At 37.2% G+C, this 22,988-nt stretch carries 20 protein-coding genes; 9 read left to right on the top strand and 11 right to left on the bottom strand.

Going from position 1 to position 22,988, the window contains the following annotated elements:
* The first annotated feature begins 291 nt into the window (after positions 1-291).
* Positions 292-468 (top strand): hypothetical protein, encoded by a 177-nt coding sequence (locus N7Z68_RS04540; protein ID WP_275117273.1) that lies wholly within the window; start codon positions 292-294, stop codon positions 466-468.
* Positions 469-493: 25 nt separating this feature from the next.
* Here the strand turns inward: N7Z68_RS04540 and N7Z68_RS04535 are convergent, their stop codons facing one another.
* From N7Z68_RS04535 to mecA, 5 genes are all read right to left on the bottom strand, one after another.
* Positions 494-2,233, bottom strand: coding sequence for an ABC transporter ATP-binding protein (locus N7Z68_RS04535; RefSeq protein WP_275117272.1), 1,740 nt, complete (start codon positions 2,231-2,233; stop codon positions 494-496).
* A 121-nt stretch (positions 2,234-2,354) separates the two neighbouring features.
* Entirely contained in the window at positions 2,355-4,169 is a 1,815-nt protein-coding gene (gene pepF, locus N7Z68_RS04530) for an oligoendopeptidase F (protein ID WP_373323100.1), read from the bottom strand.
* A gap of 129 nt (positions 4,170-4,298) precedes the next feature.
* Positions 4,299-5,480 (bottom strand): competence protein CoiA, encoded by a 1,182-nt coding sequence (locus N7Z68_RS04525; RefSeq protein WP_275117270.1) that lies wholly within the window; start codon positions 5,478-5,480, stop codon positions 4,299-4,301.
* A gap of 115 nt (positions 5,481-5,595) precedes the next feature.
* On the bottom strand, positions 5,596-7,107 hold the full coding sequence (cls, locus tag N7Z68_RS04520; RefSeq protein WP_275117269.1) for a cardiolipin synthase: 1,512 nt from the start codon (positions 7,105-7,107) through the stop codon (positions 5,596-5,598).
* Positions 7,108-7,251: 144 nt separating this feature from the next.
* Positions 7,252-7,947 carry an adaptor protein MecA gene (gene mecA, locus N7Z68_RS04515; RefSeq protein ID WP_275117268.1) on the bottom strand — a complete coding sequence of 232 codons (696 nt, stop codon included), beginning with the start codon at positions 7,945-7,947 and terminating at the stop codon, positions 7,252-7,254.
* A gap of 371 nt (positions 7,948-8,318) precedes the next feature.
* On the opposite strand from mecA, the gene N7Z68_RS04510 reads away from it, so the two are divergent.
* A complete protein-coding gene (locus tag N7Z68_RS04510; RefSeq protein WP_275117267.1) occupies positions 8,319-8,996 on the top strand; it encodes a TerC family protein in 678 nt (225 codons plus the stop codon).
* A gap of 51 nt (positions 8,997-9,047) precedes the next feature.
* Here N7Z68_RS04510 and spxA read toward each other — a convergent pair whose 3' ends face one another.
* Entirely contained in the window at positions 9,048-9,443 is a 396-nt protein-coding gene (gene spxA, locus N7Z68_RS04505; RefSeq protein ID WP_275117266.1) for a transcriptional regulator SpxA, read from the bottom strand.
* Positions 9,444-10,051: 608 nt separating this feature from the next.
* Here spxA and N7Z68_RS04500 point away from each other — a divergent pair.
* Together N7Z68_RS04500 and N7Z68_RS04495 are read left to right on the top strand one after the other, a co-directional pair.
* A complete protein-coding gene (locus N7Z68_RS04500) occupies positions 10,052-11,278 on the top strand; it encodes an efflux RND transporter periplasmic adaptor subunit (RefSeq protein WP_275117265.1) in 1,227 nt (408 codons plus the stop codon).
* 8 nt (positions 11,279-11,286) lie between these two features.
* Positions 11,287-14,355: an efflux RND transporter permease subunit gene (locus tag N7Z68_RS04495; RefSeq protein WP_275117264.1), complete on the top strand. Its 3,069-nt coding sequence runs from the start codon at positions 11,287-11,289 to the stop codon at positions 14,353-14,355.
* A 330-nt stretch (positions 14,356-14,685) separates the two neighbouring features.
* On the opposite strand, the gene N7Z68_RS04490 is transcribed toward N7Z68_RS04495, so the two are convergent.
* On the bottom strand, positions 14,686-15,255 hold the full coding sequence (locus N7Z68_RS04490; protein ID WP_275117263.1) for a GNAT family N-acetyltransferase: 570 nt from the start codon (positions 15,253-15,255) through the stop codon (positions 14,686-14,688).
* A 303-nt stretch (positions 15,256-15,558) separates the two neighbouring features.
* On the opposite strand from N7Z68_RS04490, the gene N7Z68_RS04485 reads away from it, so the two are divergent.
* Positions 15,559-15,738 carry a hypothetical protein gene (locus N7Z68_RS04485; RefSeq protein WP_275117262.1) on the top strand — a complete coding sequence of 60 codons (180 nt, stop codon included), beginning with the start codon at positions 15,559-15,561 and terminating at the stop codon, positions 15,736-15,738.
* Between the two features lie 322 nt (positions 15,739-16,060).
* On the opposite strand, the gene N7Z68_RS04480 is transcribed toward N7Z68_RS04485, so the two are convergent.
* A complete protein-coding gene (locus N7Z68_RS04480) occupies positions 16,061-17,272 on the bottom strand; it encodes a putative glycoside hydrolase (RefSeq protein WP_275117261.1) in 1,212 nt (403 codons plus the stop codon).
* A gap of 58 nt (positions 17,273-17,330) precedes the next feature.
* Positions 17,331-17,561 (bottom strand): excisionase family DNA-binding protein, encoded by a 231-nt coding sequence (locus N7Z68_RS04475; RefSeq protein WP_275117260.1) that lies wholly within the window; start codon positions 17,559-17,561, stop codon positions 17,331-17,333.
* Positions 17,562-17,768: 207 nt separating this feature from the next.
* Here N7Z68_RS04475 and N7Z68_RS04470 point away from each other — a divergent pair, with 207 nt between their 5' ends.
* Together N7Z68_RS04470 and N7Z68_RS04465 are read left to right on the top strand one after the other, a co-directional pair.
* Complete coding sequence (locus N7Z68_RS04470; RefSeq protein WP_275117259.1) at positions 17,769-18,305, top strand: HD domain-containing protein; 537 nt, start codon at positions 17,769-17,771, stop codon at positions 18,303-18,305.
* A 274-nt stretch (positions 18,306-18,579) separates the two neighbouring features.
* Positions 18,580-19,575: a sodium:calcium antiporter gene (locus tag N7Z68_RS04465; RefSeq protein WP_275117258.1), complete on the top strand. Its 996-nt coding sequence runs from the start codon at positions 18,580-18,582 to the stop codon at positions 19,573-19,575.
* Positions 19,576-19,831: 256 nt separating this feature from the next.
* Here N7Z68_RS04465 and N7Z68_RS04460 read toward each other — a convergent pair whose 3' ends face one another.
* Positions 19,832-20,389, bottom strand: coding sequence for a peroxiredoxin family protein (locus N7Z68_RS04460; RefSeq protein ID WP_275117257.1), 558 nt, complete (start codon positions 20,387-20,389; stop codon positions 19,832-19,834).
* Between the two features lie 74 nt (positions 20,390-20,463).
* Between N7Z68_RS04460 and N7Z68_RS04455 the strand changes: the two genes are divergently transcribed.
* Positions 20,464-20,631: a hypothetical protein gene (locus tag N7Z68_RS04455; protein ID WP_275117256.1), complete on the top strand. Its 168-nt coding sequence runs from the start codon at positions 20,464-20,466 to the stop codon at positions 20,629-20,631.
* Positions 20,632-20,636: 5 nt separating this feature from the next.
* Here N7Z68_RS04455 and N7Z68_RS04450 read toward each other — a convergent pair whose 3' ends face one another.
* Positions 20,637-21,764 carry an MGDG synthase family glycosyltransferase gene (locus N7Z68_RS04450; RefSeq protein WP_275117255.1) on the bottom strand — a complete coding sequence of 376 codons (1,128 nt, stop codon included), beginning with the start codon at positions 21,762-21,764 and terminating at the stop codon, positions 20,637-20,639.
* A gap of 204 nt (positions 21,765-21,968) precedes the next feature.
* Between N7Z68_RS04450 and trpS the strand changes: the two genes are divergently transcribed.
* The gene (gene trpS / locus N7Z68_RS04445; protein WP_275117253.1) at positions 21,969-22,958 is read left to right on the top strand and encodes a tryptophan--tRNA ligase; all 990 of its coding nucleotides are present in this window, start codon (positions 21,969-21,971) and stop codon (positions 22,956-22,958) included.
* Positions 22,959-22,988 lie beyond the last annotated feature (30 nt).

Genomic DNA, 22,988 nt, shown 5'->3' with positions numbered 1-22,988 from the left:
AAGAGCGGAGTTTACTTAAAGTTGAACATTCGAATAAAAATAAAGAGGCTGACATTTATGTCAGCCTCTTTTTAATAGGGGGAGAAAATGTTTAACACTAATTATTTTACAATAATTAATTTAACATATTCAGCACCTGAATAAAACCCTTTGATTTATCGTTCGAAACATCGTCACATTTTTTCTAGTATTTGTTTATTCTTCCTACCAAGTTTTCATATAAATAGCATGTCTAACAGAACAATCACATACTATCTTATAGGAAGGTTGATAACAGTAGAGGTGAGTTTCATGAAAAAAATCTTGCTTACAATTGGTGTTCTCTTAATTATTGTTAGTTTCTACTTATTGATGTTAGGTTTAATGAATGTGTTTCCGTTGTTCCTTGCAGCACCTGCCTTATTTATATCGGTTGTCTTTACAGTATCTGTTTATAATCAACGAAATCGATTTCGCGGATTTCGTTAACTAGTAAAAACACTTGGACGTTGTGTTAATTTGAGATAAATTGTTGCTCTACTAACTTTTTATATAACGGGTGACTCCCCATTAATTCCGCATGAGTACCCGTTCCTGTTACTTTTCCGTGCTCAAGGAATACGATTTGATCGGCTTTCACCACCGTTGAAAGTCGATGGGCAATCACGATCGTTGTTCTTCCATTCATCGCATATTTTAATGCTTTCTGCACTTCAAATTCCGAATTACTGTCTAAGCTTGATGTTGCTTCGTCCAACATTAAAATGGGAGCTTTCCTTAGTAGCGCTCGGGCTATCGCGATCCTTTGACGTTGCCCCCCGGACAACTTAATCCCTCGTTCCCCGACTTCTGTATTCACTCCTTCTGGTAAGTCCATAATAAATTCCTTGGAATTCGCAAGTTCTAATGCATGAAACAATTCTTCTTCCGATACGTCGTGTTTAATTCCTAACATTAAATTTTCTTTTATCGTTCCTGGCATCAGTGGACTTTCCTGAGAAACATAGGCTAATTGTCTTCTCCAGTCACTTAACGAGATCGCCTCGATATTTTCATCTGCAAATGAGATCGTACCCTTACTCGGCTTATAGAACCGTTCGATCATAGAAAAGATTGTTGTCTTTCCACTTCCACTCGGGCCAACAATAGCTGTAATTTTTCCTGGAGAGATCGTCAATGAAACCCCTTTTAATACATCCTCTTTATTCTCATATGAAAAATGAACTACATCAAAAGTAATGGCCTTCTCTCCTGCATCGAGTTCCTGCCCAATTGCTAGGTCCTCACCATCGTGTTGTAAAATTCCTTGAATTCTTTCAGTCGCTCCCATCGCTTTTTGTAATTCAGCGAAGAAGCTTGCAAACTGACTGACAGGGATAATGATTAAAAATAAGTAAAGGATAAAAGCAACTAAATCCCCAGCGGATAAGGCACCGTTCGCAACTCTTACCCCGCCGTACCCTATAATCACTACTAACATTCCCATTAAAGCTAACATGATCAAAGGACTTAGAACAGCTTGTATTTTAGCTTCTTTAATCCCAAATTGAAAAAGACCTTTTATCCGTTCTTCTCCCTTTTTCTCCTCGCCTTCTTCCGCTCGGTATGCTTTGATCAAACGAATATCTGCCAAAACTTCAGACAATACATTTGTGAAGTTAGCCATTTCTTTTTGTGTTCCTTTTGCAATTCTATACATCTTATTCCCAATCGGAATAATAACGAGCAGCATAATAGGCACAGCTGACAACATCACAAGCGTCATTCGCCAATCTAGTAGTAATAAAATAATAACGGCTCCAATAATTGAAATAAAGCCAGAGATTGCAGTTACGACATGTCTCGTAATTAAGGTCATGACTACATTTGTATCATTCGTTATTCTACTGATCGTTTCTCCTGTTCGATGGTTATCATAGTACGGAATAGGTAGATGAAGCATATGGTTCCAGAGCCGTCTACGTAAATTAGCGACAATCGTTTGTCCTGAATATGCTAATAGATAGTAAGATACACCTCCAGCAATGGCTTGCAAAAAGAAAGCCCCCACTAATAATCCGATCATTTTACCTTCAAGGTTACCCGCTGAAAATTGGTCAACAAAATCTCGAGTAAATAACGGAACAATTAGACTTGCTGCCGTTTCAATAAGACTAATGATGATCGCAAACGTCAATAGAAGGATTGGTGGATTACTTTTTTTCAAAAGATTATAAAATGATGCAAATTCTAATTTTGATTCTCTCTTTTTCATATGTACCTGCCTTTATTAATCGTCGTTTTTGCAGTGCACTATATATTTTACATAAATAACTTCTTGTGATCTATCAAAGAAAGGAAAGCTGACTCCATATGGAATCAGCTTCCCCTATTTATTATTCGTTTTCAAGCAGTTTTTCCATTTCAGTTAATGTTTGTTCGAATACTGCACAAGCTTGTTTAATTGGATCTGCAGAAGTCATATCTACTCCTGCTTTTTGCAGTACTTGAATTGGATAATCCGAACTTCCAGCTTTTAAGAATTCCAAATAGCGATCTACAGCTGGCTGTCCTTCTTCTAAAATCTGTTTAGATAACGCGGTTGCTGCACTATAGCCTGTTGCATATTGGTATACATAGAAATTGTAATAGAAATGCGGGATACGTGCCCACTCTAAACCAATTTCTTCGTCTATGGTAATTTCATTCCCGAAGTATTTTACATTTAAATCATAGTAGGTCTTTGTTAATAATTCTGGAGTTAAAGCCTCACCCGCTGCCGATTTCTCGTGAATTAATTGCTCAAACTCTGCGAACATCGTTTGTCTGAACACAGTACCTCGGAAACCTTCTAAGAAATGATTTAACAGATAAAGTTTTTTCTTCTTATCATCTGTTGTTTTTAATAAATAATCATTCAGTAATGCTTCATTCAATGTAGAAGCTACTTCCGCCACAAAAATCGTATAGTCTCCATAAGGGTACGGTTGATTTTCTCTCGTGTAGTAGCTGTGACAAGAATGCCCAATTTCATGTGCCAATGTAAATAAATTGTTCACATTATCTTGCCAGTTCATTAAGATGTACGGCATTGTCCCGTATGCCCCTGAAGAATAAGCACCACTGCGCTTACCAACATTCTCTTCTACGTCAATCCACCGTTTCTCGTAACCTTCTTTAATGATATTTACGTATTCTTCGCCAAGAGGAGCAACACCTTTTAGAACTAGTTCTTTAGCTTCTTCGTAAGGAACTTCCATCTTCACGTCTTTCACGAGCGGTGTATACAAGTCATACATATGAAGCTCTTCTACACCTAACACCTTTTTGCGTAATGCTACGTAACGATGAAGTAAATGTAAGTGATCATTGATTGTTGACACTAACTGATCATACACGACTTCAGGAATATGGTTTTTACTAAGAGCCGCTTGTCTGGCAGACTCATATTTACGTACGTTTGCATAAAAAATATCTTTCTTTACTTGCCCGCTTAACGTACTTGCAAATGTGTTTTTAAATTTATCATACGTTTCATATACAGCTTTAAAAGCATCTCTTCTAACTCTTTGATCAGGTGACTCTAAAAAACGGATGAAGCGTCCATGAGTGACTTCAATCTCTTCTCCTTTTTCATCCGTCACTGTCGGGAATTTAAGGTCCGCATTGTTTAAGCTTCCAAATGTAGAACTTGGTGTACTAAGTGCTTCTGCTGCTTGAGCAAGGATAGCTTCTTCTGCCTCTGTTAAAACATGCGGTCGGCTTTTATTTAATTCTTCTAATGCATGCTTATATAGTCTTAACCCTTCATGTTCTTCTACAAATTGATTAAGGGTATCTTCTGGGATTGACATAATTTCTGGTGTCATAAATGATGCCGTTTGTCCTGCTTTTGCAGCTAACCCTTGCGCACGATCATTTAACCCTTGATAAAAAGAGTTGGTCGTATCTTGGTCATAACGCATATGTGCATATGTATATAACTGATGCAATCTCATTGAAATGTCATCTTGTTGTTTCAACGCCTGATACAACTGTTCTGCTGTTTCTCCTAATTTTCCTTTGTATTGAGCTAACTTTGGTAAGTCACTGTTTACTCTTCCAAATTCTGTTTCCCAGTCTCCATCTGTTGCAAAAATGGCTTCTAGATCCCAAGTTAACTCTTTTGCAATTTCCTCACGTTTTGGTAGTGATTTTGTTGCTTTTGCCATAATCATAAACCTCCAGTATCTCTCTATTTCCTTTTTAAAAGGGTGGACCCACTATTAAAGGATAATTTACATTCTACTTAATATACGTTCTATATAGATAATAACATTCCTTTATTTACACATTAATATTTAATTAATTTTAAAACGGTTTGCAAATGCTTCATCTCTAACGATTGCTTCATCGATTGACTGCGGATATTGGACATTTTTCACTCTAATAAATTCTTTCGTGTTTGTTCTACGAATCACACCACACTGAATTAATAATTGTAAATAAGACATAATTGCATACGAATAGTGTCCATCGTAATAAGTTAGTGTTCGTGTACTGCATACTCCTCTTTCTATTAACTCTTTTATAAAACGGTAAACATCTTTAAACGTAAAATGGGTTTGAATCGGGTAAGTGGAAAGGTAAATGAGGATCAACGTCTGCCAAATATGAGGTGAAGTCTCCATCCATTGATGATTTTTAGTCGGCCAACCGGCTTCGATTGGGTATAGGTAGTGGGAAATATTTTGTTGTAAGCAGTATTCACGAAAAAACTGCTGTGCCCTATTCGGATAAGGTGTAACGCTATAGCGCCATTTCTTTTTAATCGTGAGCCATAATTCGTTCGAGGGTTGTTCCAGTGAGAATTCGCCTTTAATGATCGTTTGAAAAGGGGTTTCTCGTATTTTGCTTGTAACGAGATGCGATAACGCAGATTGGGATGACAGTGACTTACTGTTCATTAAGGAGAAAAATTGACTGATATCGGAACAGTAATAGTGCAAGAAGTTATTCAACTTAACATGTGGCTGTAAGGCTGCCCATTCAATGGGAGATAATGAGAAGAGTGATGAGGATTTACGTGTCATGCGATTACCGCCAAAAATCCAAATGGGAGTTATGTCTTCTTGCAGATATCCATTTGTTCTTTTTTCAAAAGCAGTTAAGGGAATAGGTGAACACTGATATTCGATCGCGTAGTATCGTCCGTCATAATGAACGAGAATATCAGGTCTTTGATGAATAGAGGATAAATACGGCTCAAGGAGGGCTTGAATATGTTGAGAAATGATCCAGTCATAAAGTTGTTCCTTACCTAGCAAATGATAATCAGATTCAGCTTCTAATTCAATAGAACACTTTACTTCACCATAGTGAGAAAAATGCCACCTTCGTTTTGTACCTAGCTTGAGTCTCACTGGCGCCTTACAGACAGGACAGACAAACCGGTGATTGAGACGAAGCTTTTCTAACTGTTCTTTCTCCCATCCTCGGATTAAACTAATTCGTTTTCGATCTTCTGTATATGCAACGAGCAAAAGCTTTCCTCCTTTAAAATAAAATTCAGTTTTTAGTTTCTACTATGCATGCTCAATTCCTCCTGTCTTTATAAAACTTTACAAATAAAAAGACTCTCTTAACAAAGAAAGTCTTTCATAACAGCGGGCTTAACAATCGACACGTTGATTCCATCAATCGATTTATAACCGACCGCTTCTTGAACAGTTCCAAATCCATTTGATTCGAGTGTTCCAAATCAAAGATATAATCACTAACTAGTGTTGTCACACTTTTTGTACGATATAAATAGGCATTGACTTCAAAATTCAGATGAAAACTTCGCATATCCATATTTGCTGTGCCAATTGAAGCAATTTCATTATCAACTATTATCAACTTACTATGCATAAAGCCGCGATTATACTCATAGATTTTCACCCCTGCTTCAAGGAGTTCAGGGAAGTACGAACGAGATGCGTAAAACACAATCCGTTTATCAGGACGATTGGGTACTAAAATTCGTACATCTACTCCACTTAAGGCAGCTATTTTTAAAGCACTTAAAATATCATCATCTGGTATAAAATAGGGTGAGGCAATCCATATCGATTTTTTAGCAGAAGAGATCATCGAGAAGAACAACTTTTTAATAACTTCCCAGCGCGTATCTGGCCCGCTGGCAATCATTTGTACGCCACCCTCATCATTTCGTTCAACTAGTACAGGCGAGAAATACTCTGGATCGAGAACAGCTTCCTTTGTTACATAATACCAGTCTTTTAAAAAGATAAGCTGTAGTGTTCGTACAGCCTCTCCCCTGACATATAAATGCGTATCTCGCCAATACCCGAAATATTGATCTCTTCCTAAATATTCATCACCAATGTTAAGTCCCCCGACAAAGCCAACATGGCCATCAATGACAACAATTTTGCGATGGTTGCGGTAATTAATTTTATGAGTAAAATATGGTAATTTAACGGGAGCAAAAGGGCGCATTTCTACTCCGGCTTCCCGTAACTCCTGTATATATTTTTTAGATAGCTTCCAACTTCCAACCGCGTCATATAAAAAGCGGACCTTTACTCCTTCTTTCGCTTTTGCAATTAATATATCCTTTATTTCTTGCCCTACCTCATCGTGTCGTACAATATAGTAAACGAGGTGAATGTGCTGTTTAGCCATTTTCAATGTTTGTAAAATATGAGCGAAAGTTTCTTTACCATCCGTTAGAACTTTAGTTTCTGTAGAAAAAGAAATCGGATTATTTCCTAGCCGATGAGCTAATCGAAATAATAATTGTTGATGTCCGCCCATTTTTTCGAGACGAGCTTCATCAATTTGTCGGTTTCCTTCAATATTTTCAAACGCTTGTTCATCTTGAATCGCCTTTTGTATAAAGGAACGCTTTTTGCGATAATTTTGACCAAATAAAAGATAAAAGAAAAATCCAACGACTGGGAATACACCTAATACCATTAACCATGTCAGCGTCTTAGTTGGGTGTCGATTTTCAAAAAAGATTACAATTGCAATAAATAAGACAGACATAGAAAATAAAATACTAAATGCCCCGACAATCCAACCTTCCCAGTAATCTCTAAACAAATAAAGAACACCGATAAGTAACAATAAAAAAGCAATAACATTTAACCTAGTTTTCATAGCATTCTCCTTTAATAAAAAAGAGGCTGACTCTTATATTAAGTATCATCTAACCACATGTCATACATAGAATGAACTTCTATAGCATGATATGCGAGAAGAGAAGACACTTATGAGTCGGCCTCACTAAACTCTAAACTACGATCACTCTTTAGTTTGGGAGTGGTTTAAATTAAAGTAGTTACGTACAGTTGTTAATGCACAGTCTTTCATTACTAACTTGCCGTATTCTTGAATGCGATAAATCGTCATTTCAGATTCATAGCCAAATTCTAGAATTTGACTTAACATGTCATCTTGTTCATCCTCATCATAACGTTCGTCGTTAAATACGACATGAAGATAATATTTCCCCTCGTAATGATAAAGTTCATTTTCCATTCCTTCAGGAACAAAACTATGACTTAAGGCAATTAAGTCTTCGAAGTCTGCAAAGCCAATAACGAGTTCTAACAGCTCATTATAGTCTTCTTCTAAGCCATCCTCAGACTCTCCATTACCAAACTGAGCATCCAGCATTTCAACAATATTTTGATCTACTGGAAGGTCAGTCATTTTATCATTTGAGAAAGGAATTTCTAATTTGACATGACCATCTGAAATTTGTCCTCTTGTCACGACAATCTCTAACCCTTTATCTAAAGCTTGTACTTGGATCCACAACGGACCTTCAAGCTCAAATTCTTCTCGATCATGTGCCTCACTCATCATTTCAAAAAAGAGTTCTTCGCCTCTTTCTCTGTTATACCAAATTTCATCCCGGTCGAAACCTCGGGACTCAATATCGTTATACGTAATGTAAAACTTAATCGTCGATTCATTTACTCTTTCGATTTCCATAACTCTCTCCCTCCAGACATTATCAATAGAAGAGCTTCTTCTAATTGATATTCATAGCTACCAAACGACGTAATCCTAACTAAATTTCAAACTACTCATTGAGGGTGTATTGTAAGTTAGAGTTTATCTATATTACTTCTATTGTATGACAAAATCAACGGAATTGGAAATTAAAAACGGGACAATTTTATTTTTTTTTAGAATTGTACGTCAGCCCGTTTAGATTTATGTTCTGAACTTTAACTATGACGTATAGACTAGCAATAAGACAACCTTCTAACCTTAATATCAGGCTATGCTTATTATTAACTATTTATTATGAGTGATTACGGTTTGTTTTGTCAATGAAACAGATAAGGATGATTATTTAAATGGATATTGATTTTTTAATTTCTCTCTTAACTATCATTGGTATCGATATTATTTTAGGCGGTGATAACGCCATTGTTGTTGCTCTAGCTTGTAGAAACCTTCCAAAAGAGCAACGAAACAAAGCGATTGTATTAGGAATAGGACTTGCTTTAGTTATTCGAATAGCATTAACCCTAGTAGCCGTTCAACTTCTAAAAATACCGTTATTATTGGCTATCGGTGGAGCATTATTAATTTATATTGCCTACGACCTTATTTCACAAATGAATAACGAACATAATGTACATAGCGGGACGAGTATATTAAGTGCCATAAAAGCCATTATTATTGCTGATTTTATCATGGGTGTAGACAATGTAATTGCTGTTGCTGGTGCAGCACATGGCTATCCTTCTCTTGTTATTCTTGGATTAATCATTTCAGTACCGATTATTATTTTAGGAAGCAAGCTCATCTTGGTCATTTTTGAACGGTTTCCATTCGTGATCTATATCGGTGCAGGCATCCTTGCATTTACTGCCGGCAGAATGATTACCCACGAGGAAAAATTAGCCCCATTATTTGAAAGTCACCCTATCGTTACGGTTATTTTTCAATTATCTATTATTATCGGCGTACTCCTGGCTGGTTATTTTAAACGACACGGTTTTCTTACCAATTTCTCAACTAGATACTGATTATAGGGAATACAAAAAGAGGCTGAACAATCTATCAGCCTCTTTTTACATTTAGTTGACCATCTTTTGCGCTTCCATTAAATGGAAATTTCTTACTTTTCTTGGTAAGAAGCGACGAATTTCTGCCTCGTTATATCCAACTTGTAATCGTTTATCATCAAAAATAATTGGACGACGAAGTAATCCTGGGTTTTCACTAATTAACTTAAATAAAGTTTGCAGTGGCAATGCTTCTAGCTCAACATCAAGATCTTGAAAAACTTTAGAGCGGGTAGAAATGATTTCATCTGTCCCGTCTTCCGTCATTCTAACGACCTCTTTTACTTCATCCACGGTTAACGGTGCAGCAAAAATATTTCTTTCCTGAAACGGAATATTATGTTCTTCTAACCAAGCTTTCGCTTTTCTACAAGATGTACAACTCGGCGATGTTAATAGGGTTACCATAAATGGACATCTCCCTTCAACAATGTATATCAACATCATTACAATAAATTTTTCCTTACATAAAGCATTATACAATAATAATTCTAATTTGAATACCCCTATTGAAAATATTATGAACACAAATTATACAACATGCTCATGTTAGAAACATTCCTCTTAATAAAAGTCTTTTCCCTCCTGTCTTCAAAAATAAACTTCCCTTTTTTTAACCAAGCTTCCTTCATTTATAGAAAAATGACATGAAAATAACATAGTTGTCACATGATTGTCACATCATATTAAAGTATTCTTATTTATTCAGTCTAACAATATATAGTAATTTGAATTATATAAGTGTGTGTTCAAAAAGGAGGACAAAAAGATCCAAGAAGTTCGAGGCGGTGCAGTTGCGAGTACTGCGAGTACCGCAGCGTATGCTTTTAATACGTGAGGAACGCAGCAACAAACCAACGAGCTTCCACAGGATGTGGTGACTTCGACGTTCCCACAGGACGTGGGGGGCTTAGTCGAAGATCATCTACTGCCAGAGATTTTTCCCGGACTTTTTGAACATCCTCTATAAATACTTTTAAATCGTTGTTAAGAATTAGTATTAGGGGTGACTGTCGGTGTATAAAACGAAGCATTTAATATTCTCTTTAATTTTTTTTCTATTACTATTAATTACAGGTTGTGCAACAGATGATATTACGAGTGATAGTGCAGAAAGACAATCATTATTAGTTTCTGTTGAACAAGCAAAGCAATCAAAAATACGTCAGTCTCTTGAATTAAATGGTCAAATGTTACCAAAAGAACAAGTGCCACTATTTACAGTTGCACCTCTTGAAGTAAAAGAAGTACATAAAAAAGTCGGTGAAGAAGTCAGCAAGGGAGATTTATTAATTACTCTAGATGCAGAATTAGCAAGAGAACAAGTTAATCAAGCTAAAAAAGCAGTAACTGAACTTGATAAGGCTCTTAATCAAGCCAATGAGTTAAATCGAACGGCCCAAAACGAAGTACAAAGACTTCAAGCACTTCAACAAGAACTTGAACAATCGTTAAATGCTACGAGAACTGTAATTGAAAACCTTGATGAAGAAAATGCAGATACAGCCCTACTTGAATTTATTCGTAATTCACTTGAACTGAGCCTTAAACAAGCTGAACTTTCTCAAGCTGCCGGTTCCATACAACAAGTTCCTCGAATTAATACGACCGAGTTAGAAATACAATTGGAAACAGCTAAACATAATGTCAGGCAAGCTGAACAAGGTGTACAAGCCACAAAACTTCATGCACCCATTTCTGGCGTAATTGCGCAAATGGACGTAACAGTTGGTCAAATGGCGGTACCTAATGCTCCACTTGCCGTTATTGTTAATTTAGACCCTGTTGTGGCTGTTTTTTCTGCAAACAGCTTTCAAATTTCAAAAATCACCCCCGGTATGGAAGTATCCATAACAATTAATGGAATAAACGAAACTTATGAAAATTCAATTACAACGGTTTCTCCTGTTGTTAATCCGCAAACCAATTCTTTTACGGTCGAAGCAGAAATAGATAACCCTGAACGAACCATTAAAGGCGGCATGCGTACGACAGGGATCGTTGATTTAGGAACAATTGATGAAGCGGTCGTCCTTCCGATAGACAGTATTTTATATGAAGATAATGAAGCCTTTGTTTTTAAAGTTAATGATGCTACTGTTGTCAGACAAGCGGTTGAATTAGGTTCAAGGGAAGGTAATCTTATTGAAGTTCTTGAAGGAATTAAAGTGAATGATACCGTCGTAACGACTGGAAAAGAGCGTCTTACGGAAGGTGCACAAATTACGATACGAAACGAGTGAAACACAATATGAAGATTGCGAAACTATCTGTTCTTAGACCCGTTGCGATGGGGATGGTTATTTGCCTGGTTCTCATACTGGGCATCGTTTCATTACGGGATTTATCTGTAGACTTATTTCCTGAGCTTAGTTTTCCTATCGTTGCCGTCACAGCCTCCTATGAAGGAGCCGGGCCTGAAGAAATTGAACAACTTATTACACAACCTATCGAAGAGATGATGTCCAGCCTTCCTAGCGTTGAGTCTGTTTCTTCTACATCAAGAACGGGTGGAGCTCTAATTCTTGTCGCCTTCGATTGGGGCACGGATATGGATTTTGCTACTCTTAATATGCGTGAACGGATTGATATGATTCGAGAAGGCTTGCCAAATGAAGTGCCAACTCCACAAGTCCTTCGATTTGACCCAAGCCTCCTTCCTATTGTGCAGCTAGCTGTAAGTGCACCAGATGGAAATATTATTGAAGCTAGAAAACTAGCTGAAAATGACATCAGTCCGCTGCTGGACTCAGTGGATGGAGTCGCTTCGGTTCAAATTGAAGGTGGTGCTGAACAAGAAATTCAACTTCATGTTGACCCTAATCGCTTAACCGCGTACGGATTAACGTTAACTGAACTGCAACAAATCATCGCTAGTGAAAATTTAAACCTTCCTGGTGGGCAACTTCAAGATTTTAACTTGAATTTACCTATTCGAATAACAGGACAGTTTACATCAATCTACGATATAAAATCGCTGCCAGTCCCAACAAGGGAAGGAATATTACCATTATCCGATATCGTCCATGTCGTTGAAACATTAAAGCCAACGACTCAAGCAAGTTATTTAAATGGACAACCAAGTGTAGGAATTTCTGTTCTAAAAGCTTCCGGAACAAACACTGTTGCTGTCGCACGTAATATCAACCGGCAATTAGAAGAATTAGAAGATCTTCTGCCAGATGGAGTAGAAATCCGAACAATATTTGATCAAAGTCGCTTTATTGAACAATCAATCCGTGCTGTTGCATGGAATATCGTGCTCGGAAGCATTTTAGCTGGTACCGTTCTTTACCTTTTTTTACGTAATTTACGGAGTACGATGATTATCGGCTTTTCAATTCCGATATCAATTATCACAACTTTTTTATTTATGTATTTTAGCGGTCAAACCTTAAATGTTCTAACACTCGGGGGACTCGCACTCGGGGTTGGGATGATGGTCGACAATGCCATCGTTATCTTGGAAAACATTTATCGGCTCCGTCAAAAAGGCATGTCAATTAAAGACGCTGCCATTGAAGGTACAACTGAAATCGGCGGTGCAATCATTGCTTCGACGCTCACTACTATTGTCGTCTTTTTACCGATTATATTTGTGGATGGGCTAGCGGCTCAATTATTTAAACCACTCGCTCTAACGGTGGCCTTTTCCCTATTTGCATCTTTATTTACTGCACTAATCATTGTCCCTTTACTCTCATCCACTTTTATGAAGGTCAATGAAGATTCGTCATTTTTTCAGCAAGGGTTTCAAAGGCTGTCCGCATTTTATAAAAAAGTTTTAACGAAGTCTCTTAAGCGTCCCAAAACCGTTATCATTGGTACTTTTGCTTTATTTGCGATATCCTTTGCAGGTATTCCTTTTATAGGAACTGAATTTCTTCCTGCTCAAGATCAAAGTTTTATAAGCATTGACACGCGGCTGCCTGCTGGGAGTTCACTTGAAAGTACTCAAGAAGTAGCCAACGAAATTGAAGAACGAATACAGGAAATTCCAGAAATTGATTTAATCTATGTTACTGTTGGCGGGACTGATAATTTTACAATTGGTGCAGGCACACAAACGAACCGGGCCTCTTATAGTATTTTACTAAAAGAACCTAACAAACGAGCAAAAAGCGATTTGATTGTCGCTGAGGATATCAGAAATCTGCTGCAGGATATTCCCGGTGCCGAAATTTCCGTTTCTGCAAGTGATACAGGATTTACTGAAAACCCAATTTCCATTACGGTAAAGGGTCGTGATTTACAGACATTAAATCAGTTATCTAACGAAGTCATTCGTTTAATTTCAACGGTTGAAGGTGTCAGAGAGCCGTCTTCTAACTTTACTGTTGGCAGTCCTGAAATTACGGTTACGGTTGATAGAGAACGAGCGGCTAACTACGGGGTTGGCAGTGCCCAAATTGCTAGTGCAGTTAATAATGCTACGAGGGGGATGGTAGCGACACGCTTAGCAAGAGGTGGAGATGAACTCGATGTGAGGCTGGTCGTCGAAGAACGATATACGGCTTCTGTTGAAGAATTGAGTCAACTGCTGATTGATACTCCAACAGGTGAACGGATTCCGCTTGAAGCAGTAGCTACCATTGCCAGAGATCAAGGACCAAGCACCATTCGACGTGCTGACCGCCTTCGTGAAGTAACGGTAACAGCGTCTATACTAAACAGGGATTTGGGCAGTGTCGTTAATGATATTCAAGACGTGTTAAAGGAAGAACTTGCTCCTGTATTACCTACAGGCTATCGAATAAGTTTCGGCGGACAAAATGAGCAAATGAATGATGCTTTCTTTAAGTTAGCTGGTGCGATTGCTCTAGCTGTCGTTCTAGTTTATATGGTAATGGCTGCTCGGTTTGAATCACTGTTTTATCCTTTTATTATAATGTTTAGTGTACCGGTTACACTCATTGGAATCGTATTTGGTCTATTAGTAACCTTTCAGCCATTCGGCGTAGGTTCGTTAGTAGGAATTTTAATATTAACCGGGATTGTTGTTAATAATGCAATCGTATTAATTGATTATATTAATACATTGAAACAAAAAGGGCTTTCTAGTTATGATGCCATCGTTGAAGCAGGCCCTACCCGTTTACGACCAATATTAATGACGGCATTAACAACGATACTCGGTCTCATACCGCTCACGTTAGGTTTTGGAGAAGGAACCGAGATACAGCAGCCTATGGCAACCGTCATCGTATTTGGACTAAGCTTTTCTACGTTTATAACGTTAATTCTAATTCCTGTCATTTATTACGCGTTTGATTTACGAAAGCAAAAGAAGCTGTTAAAAAAGCAAGAAATGCAAACATAATATGTAAGATTTTTTGTGGCAGTTGGACCGTTTATCTAAAGCTTCGTTCTATACGTTATAATGTAAGAACGAAGCTTTTGCATTGTCTAATAGCTTAAACCAACAATCTTTTAGAAAAAGGTAGAAAAAAAAGCAGATCTCAACAAAATGACTTGAGTCTGCTTTCAAATACTTTACTATGCAATTGTTTTCGTATTGGTGGTGGGTCTGCGCTTGGGAGCTTCTTTTAAGTTCCTTAATTTATTCCGGAGCATTTCTTTTATTAGTTCACGTTTTCTTCTTTTGCTTTTCTCTCTGCCCTTCATCGTTCTCACCACCTTACATAGCAAATTAGATTTGTTCTTGTTGTTCAACTACCTCTTCATCAAAGGTTAGTACATCATCGACCGGACTATAAGACTGACCATACAATTGCTTATCTTTGTAAGTGTGAATCGTTTCATACGTTTTCTTCATTTTTTCATAAATATTTTCTTCCGACTCATCCGTTGGCGACCAATATAAGATCTCAAGTTCGTTAATTTCGTTTGTTGCAAGTGAACGTCGACGGTAACCAATGGATTCAGCATGTTTAAAACCTTCTCTTGCATAGAACCGCTGTCTTTTTTGTGTGTCTGTATCTTCATAGTCAATTGGTTCTACTTCCAGAATAATCGGTTTTCCTTTCTTTTTCAATTGGTCAATTAATTTTTTTCCTGTTCCTTTTCCCCTTGCATCTTTAGACACGAACAAGTAGTCGATAAAAACAAAATCTTCCATTTCAACATACATGAGAACGTGCTCTTTACTCTCATCTTTAAAATAAATATCCGATTTTTCGGCTAGTAGCAACTCCATGTGTTCCTTTGATTTCATTTCTTCAATTGGAAAGTACTGATTTAGTTTCTCATACCAATTCACTTGACTATGACCTCCATTTGTCTTTAGTCTCTTTATTATATGCAAGAATGTTACAACGATAAACGGCACTAACAGGAGGTTATTGCCAACATTTAATAATATTTAATCATTATTGGGTCTCTCATCTCTTTCTTATATAAATCCCTTGTTTTCCTCAAAGATGATAGCAATCTTTCCCTTTTTGTTAGTACAGTAAAGAACTGAACAATTAAAGCGGTCTCCTTTTTTTGAAATCCCTTTCATTTTTCGCTTCCCTTCTGTACAATAAATGGTAAGAGGCAATCATCAATAGGAGGATGGAAGATGGCTAACTTAGTTATCGACTTTATTTTACTTGCACTTTGTATCATCGGTTTAACTGCATTAATGGGTACAATTACAAACGTATTTGGAATGAAAATATTTGGACGAGGAAATGTCGATAAATTCAAAACCAAATCGTCAAGCATCCAATCCGGCTGGAAAAAAGTCGGCGGTAGGTAAGAAAAGTGGAAGTGGCCGTTTAGCGACGTATGGACTGGAGCCCTCCGTATGAGATAAAGGATACACGGTGACGCAAGGAGCCGATGTTGACTTATCGTAAGGAGGAGAGCGAAGTCCACTAGGCGCTGGCCACTGGAACTAGACATGAAAAGTGGAAGCGGTCTGCTTATCGGCGACAAGCGCTGGAGGGCCAATTGAAGTGTCCTGGTTTTGGACAATTCATTGGACCGAAGCGACCTCGAGCCGATGGTCGCTGGAACTAGACAATTAGAAAGTAATGCTATTTAAAAGGGTGACCGAAACATTTCGGTCACCCTTTACTTTATGGCGTATAATTGACACCTTGCGTATAACGATTACTTGCATTCCACAAAAGATATTCGTTTATTCCATTGTCATTTAATGCTTTGATCTGCGCTTCCACTTCATCTTTACCGTAGCTTTTATAATTGCCCGCTCCCAACCAGCTAGCAGTAAAATCTTGGATCCAAGGCCTCGAAACAGGAGGCGTGTCTAATTGGCCTAATAATTCATTTTCGACCTTTGCATAGGCGTCAACGAGCTCGTATGGATATAGGTCTGGCTTATCAATTCCAAAGTACGAGGTCCAGTGACTTGGATAAATCATCGAAGAGATAACATCGACATTTTCAGAGATCTTCAAAAAGTTCTGTCCAATGCCTGGAGCTTCAGGAATTGTGGCTGCGTAGCCAAAGATATCGACGGATACATCAACATCGTAAGGTGCTAATTGTTCCCTCGCGTAGGCAACAAAATCTGCTACTGCCGTTACTCGCTTTTGTACGTTATCTCCGTCCCCGCCTTCATACTCCCCGACACTATACTTTAAATCCTCATCTCGGCGCTCAAATCCTTCGGGAAAGCGGACATAATCAAATTGAATTTCTTTGAAGCCCATCTTTGCTGCTTTTTCAGCGATCGCTACATTATAATCCCACACTTCTTTTAAAAACGGATTAACAAATGCCTCACCGCGACGATTTTTCCATACTTTTCCGTCAGCCGTCTTAAAAGATAGTTCTGGTTTCTTTTCTGCTAATACAGTGTCTTTAAAAACAACAATTCGAGCGATTGGATAAATTTGCTTTTCTTCCAATGTTTTCATTAAATCTTCTGTGTTTTTAATATAGTTTTGTGAAATGTAATAAAACGGTGAGTCATCTTCAGGTTTGTACGTTAAATAACCATGATCATCTTTTATATCGATAACCATTGCATTCAGTTCCGTGGAATCGATTAATTCCAATAAACTGTTCATCCTCTCTCCACCTGCTGAATTTCCAGTCACATATATTCCTCTAACAGCGTCAGGATATTGAAACGTAAAACCTGAATCAAAAACAAAGCGTGCCATGCGGTCTGGAAATTCCAAATCTTTTTTTACGATTTCCTTTGCCGAATGATATTGAACCGATTTACCCTCGTTCCCTTCAGCGTGTACTTCTTGAACAGTTACAAAAAATGAAAAAACAACCACTTTAATAAAAAGGAGCTTTATTAATTTTTTCCCCATCATCTCACGCCTTTCATGCCTTTACAGTTAGGATTTGTCCTTTTTTTATATGTATGTCTTAATCCTCGTCTTTAACATCAATATCTTCTGGGATATCTTCCAATGCTTCTCTTCTTAGCTCTTCAAACTTTAATTCCAGCTGTTGTTTATGCCATTCGAATTGGTCCTTATTCACTAGATACTGTTGTCCGTCAAAGATCGCTTTTACATTTCCTCTTCGAATTTGTTCAATTAAATACTCTTCGGGCAAACTTAAATATTCTGCCAGCTCTTTTACTGAAATGTACATAAATATCTCCTCCAAGGAAATTATATCGTTAATCATCCAGCCTGACCATAAGAACTACCATAATAGAACTAATGATGCATTTTGTGGTATATCTTGTTTTTTTGTCCAATAAACTTTTTATGGTTGCAAAACGAGTCCTTCCTCAATATAATAGAAAAAATACCTTGAATATGTAAGAGAAGATCTAACATGAGGAGGGAAAGGAAAATGAGAAATGTTACACTACTAGAAATTTATAGTCACCCTATAACTCAAAAGTATGTAAAGCGTTCTGGTTTAGCACATGCAATTGCAACTGCCTATAATGCCCTCAAGCTTTCAATAAAATATGATGTTAATCCCGACTTAGCAACGAAAGCCGCCTTTCTTCATGATATCGGACACTACACATGGTATAAAGATGGCGAATGGGATTTTGAACTTTATAAAGAAAATGACATTCACGCGATTAAAGGTGCAGAGCGAGCTCATAAATTGTTAGTTCGACTCGGTGAAGATCCGCGAAAAGCAAAGCAGATTGCTTTAGCTGTACTTCTCCATACCGACTCGTACCTGCCTGATGGACAGCTGGAGAGAAATAATTTACAAAAAGTCGTAGCACTTGCTGACGAACTAGATGAGGAACCAAACGGACAACATCATTATCGCCAAATAAGTAATGAAAAAGCTTTACAACAAATTAAACATTTAGATGCTTTAGTTGATGCACATATTGTTGAGCATATATATAGGAAGTCTGTCTGAAAAATCTTTGGTGGTTAAGCCAAAGATTTTCTTATTGACTATGAAATGAATCGTATGATAAATTGTACATAATCACATATGCCCTAAAAAGGGGAGTAGCGACCTTTCAAGGTTAATGAGTCGTCATTACGGTGGTCTTCCACTCGGTTCATTGAGCTTTGTTCTGAATTACTTAAACAAAGTACGCAAGACCTTTTTATGAGTGTTTAATTTTCGGGTAAACTCTCATAAAAGGGTCTTTTTTGTGTGGAAATATAGAGAGGGGAAACGATTTATGGTATTTATAATTTTTATCCTATGTGCAGTGATCACAGTCATCTGTGCCATCAAGCTTTCCACATATGCTGACGCTTTAAGTGAAAAAACAGCATTAGGCGGGATGTTAGTTGGTACGATTTTTTTAGCAGGAGCTACTTCACTCCCAGAAGTAACAACAAGCATTACAGCGATTGTCCTTGATAACCCGGATATTGCAGTTGGTAATGTTCTTGGAAGTAATATGTTCAACTTGTTAATTTTAGCTAGTTTTGATTTATATTATCGAAGAAAACAAATTTTTAAAGGTGCTTCCGGAGAACATTTTTACACTGCAAGCATTGGATTATTACTAGCTGTAACAACGCTTTTAGCCTTGACATTAAGACTAAATATTACTCTTCTTGGAGTAGGAATTGATACACTCATAATAGTAACAATATATGCTGCTGGTATGTATGTGCTCACCAGTCGAGCGAAAAAAGATACGTTAGGATATGAAGAACCCGAAGTTGAAGAGGAGAATAAACTTAATACATCAGCCATTTCATTAAAAAGAGCCATCTATGGTTTTATTATTGCAGCTGTTGTTATTTTAGTCTCGGGTTCCTTTTTAACCATTACTGGTGACCGGATTGCTGTTATTACAGGGCTTGGGTCCAGCTTTGTAGGAAGCTTTCTCATTGCTGCTACGACATCGTTGCCAGAAGCGATTGCTGTATTAATTGCTATCCAATTACGAAATTATAATTTAGCAATTGGTTCGATTCTCGGTAGTAATCTCTTTAACATGTTGATCCTGGTAGGTACTGATGTGTTATACCAAAAAGGTGCTGTTCTTTCTTTTGTTTCACCTGTAAACCAAATCACCGCTGCAGCTGTTGCCGTTCTTTCTGTGATCGTACTTTATTCATTATTAAGAAAGAACTATCATTCAGCGACTTCGTATGCTTTTCCATCGGTCCTGTTAATTATTATTTACTTAGTCTCATCTTATCTTATTTTTGTTCATTAAATAATAATTCCAGTAGTCCAACCCTAGGGAGTTGCGATAATTTGGAGAAAATCTGATATAACAGTTTAAAATAAGGATGGAATTGTGCAACATAAATAACAATATAAAAAGCACACAAAAAAGGTTGGGTTTCCTTGAATTTACCCCAACCTATTTAAATTTAAATTGTAATACAATTATTAAATTAAACACATCCATGCCATCATATGAAGGACACGCCACTTGAAGATCTGCCTTGGGGTGCCCTTCATCAAATCTATTCTTTCCCAAGCAAAACAGGAATGTGATTCGGCGTGACTATCCCATTAATTCTTTTTTCGATGATACCTCTTTCGTTCACTAGAAAAGTTGTTGGGATCCCAATAATATGGTAATTCTTCATCACTTTCCCGTCTACATCAAATACTACATCATATTGAGCTTTGTATTGCGATAAAAACGGTCGAACATCGTTTGCGTTTCTCTCTTGACTCGTCATATTTACACCAAGCATAACTATATTTTTATCCTTTAACTGTTCATCTAAATTAACTAATAGAGGCATCTCTTCCTGACATGGCGGACACCATGTTGCAAAGAAATTTAATATTACTTTTTGACCCCGGTAATCTTCCAATGAGACTTTTTTTCCTTCTAAGTTTAATAATTCAAAGTTTGGTGCTGTTTCATTTTCAAATGCCCCAACTTTTGAAGTCGCAGCTACTGTTTCATCAACCTGTTTAAAAATGTGATGTGACCCTTCATATAAATAGGCAACACCAAATAACAGAAAAAATAAAAGACAGCTATATATTGCATTTTTTCGATGTTGCATCACTTCACCCCTTTTTACGAAGCGTTTTTTGTCTGTTATACTAATTTATACGTCTAATGAAAATGAGGTTAGTTATGAATATCCTTCAACTTGCAGCACTTACTATGACCATTATTTTAGGAATTTATGTTATTATTGCCAACCAACTAAATTACACAAATGATTTATTGTTTTTTGTCTTACTTCTCATTACGATAGGTATATTTTCAACCCACCTATGGAAAAAGAAACGAAAGCGGTAGTTCTGTTATCTGACCGCTTGTTGCTTTTGCTCTAATGCTAAAATCATCTCCTCTACTATTTTTTCAGCAGCTGTAGGTTTCTTAATCTTTCTAGCCGAATGTCGCATTTCTTCACTAAGCTTCTTCTGAAATAAAACTCTTTTAATAATCAACGGTAATTCATCATCATCCTGTATTTTTACTGCTGCCCCTTTTTCAACTAAATATTGTGCATTATGTTCCTCATGGCCCGGAACAGGTTTATAGATAATAATTGGTGTTTCACAAATTAGCGCTTCTGACATCGTTAAGCCACCTGACTTTGAAATCACCACGTCACTAGCGCGTAAATAGTCTAAGAAACGATCGGTAAATGGAAGGACTCTTAGATGATGCTTACTTTTGTAACTTTCAATTTTTCTTGCTGCTTTAGTATTCGTCCCCGTCATACATATAATTGTTAATTCTTCATTACTTTTTTCCAGCGCTCGGATTACCTTTACATACTTGGCAAGACCAAATCCGCCGCCAGCAATCAAGACCATTTTTTTATTCTCATCCAATCCTAGAAGCTCACGGCTTTTGGATTTCGTTGATGTAAATGCGGGATGACCTGGTACAGGAATCCCTGTTAAACAAAAGCGATCAACTGGATAGTTATTCTTTTTAGCAAAATGAAAAGATGTTGGATCCGCTGTAAAATAAAGGTCAACGCCTTCTCTTAAATAAGCTGGGTGCATTAAAAAATCAGTGATTACATAATAGATCGGGATATTAATATTCCTTTTTTTCTTTACAGTTGTCAGAAATGGCGTAACAAACGGATGTGTTGAAATAATAAATGGGACATTCTCTTCTTCTGCAATCATTTTATGAAGCCGGTCCGTAAATAATGTGCTAAATCGATCAATGTACAGGAAGTATGATTGCTTTTCCGCATTAAAATAAATCTTCCTCCAAACTGAAGGACCTAATTTTAATAAGTTAAGATAGCTCTTCACAATACAATGATGCAATAGCGGGCTCAGGTTATAAAAGGTATCAATGATCTTTGGTGCATACCCTTTTTTTTCAAGCTCCGTGCACAGAGCTTTAGCCGCTTGTTGATGACCTTGTCCAATTGAAGCTGAAAAAATTAATGGTCTGGCCTTCATCCTGTTTTCCCTCTTTCCCTCAACTAAAATAGTCGATAAACTTCTCTTTCAACAACCTTTATTAAAATATTATTCGTAAAAGAAAAGAAAACATACCCTATTACAAATTCTTGATAATATCTTAATATGAGTAATGTTATTTACTCTTACGTCATAATTCGATAAGATGGTGTATACATACGTTTTTTGGAAAGGAAGAGATAGATGAAGACTGTTTTCTCTGGTATTCAACCGAGTGGGACGTTAACATTAGGAAATTACTTAGGAGCAATGAAGCATTTTGTTGAATTGCAAGACGATCACAATTGTTTCTTTTGTATCGTAGATCAGCATGCAATTACAGTGCCACAAGATAAAGCGGAATTACGAAAGAATATAAAAAGTTTAGCAGCGCTTTATATTGCTGCAGGTATTGATCCTGAAAAATCAACATTATTCATTCAATCTGAAGTTCCTGCCCATGCACAATTGGGGTGGATCATGCAATGTGTTTCCTACATCGGTGAGCTTGAACGAATGACACAATTTAAAGATAAATCAGATGGAAAAGAAGCCGTATCAGCTGCGTTACTTACATATCCTCCATTGATGGCTGCTGATATTCTTCTTTATCAAACCGATATCGTACCTGTAGGTGAGGATCAAAAGCAACACTTAGAATTAACTAGAGACTTAGCCGAACGCTTTAACAAAAAATATAACGATATCTTTACGGTTCCTGAAGTTCAAATTCCTAAAGTCGGCGCTCGTATTATGTCCTTAAATGACCCTTCTAAAAAAATGAGTAAATCGAACCCGAATGCAAAGAGCTATATTTCAATGCTTGATGATGAGAAAACCATCATCAAGAAAATGAAAAGTTCAGTAACAGACTCGGATAATTCCGTTCATTATGACAAAGAAAATAAGCCAGCTATTGCAAACTTAATGTCGATCTATTCGCTATGTTCCGGCAAATCATATGAAGAGATTACTTCGATGTATGAAGGCAGTGGATATGGAGAATTTAAGGAAGATTTAGCAAAAGTTGTTGTAGAGACATTGAACCCAATCCGTGAACGATATGAAGAATTAATTCATTCGCCTGAATTAGATGACATCTTAGATCATGGAGCAGAAAAAGCAAACCGTGCAGCCACAAAAATGCTCGCTAAAGCAGAACGCGCCATGGGATTAGGAAGAAAAAGACGTTAAAAAAACAAGGAGCAGAGAACCCTCTGCTCC

The organism is Alkalihalobacterium chitinilyticum (genome assembly GCF_029028005.1).
GTDB lineage: Bacteria > Bacillota > Bacilli > Bacillales > Bacillaceae_F > Alkalihalobacterium > Alkalihalobacterium chitinilyticum.
Note: the sequence above shows the minus strand (reverse complement) of the source record. Positions and strands in the feature narration are given on the sequence as shown.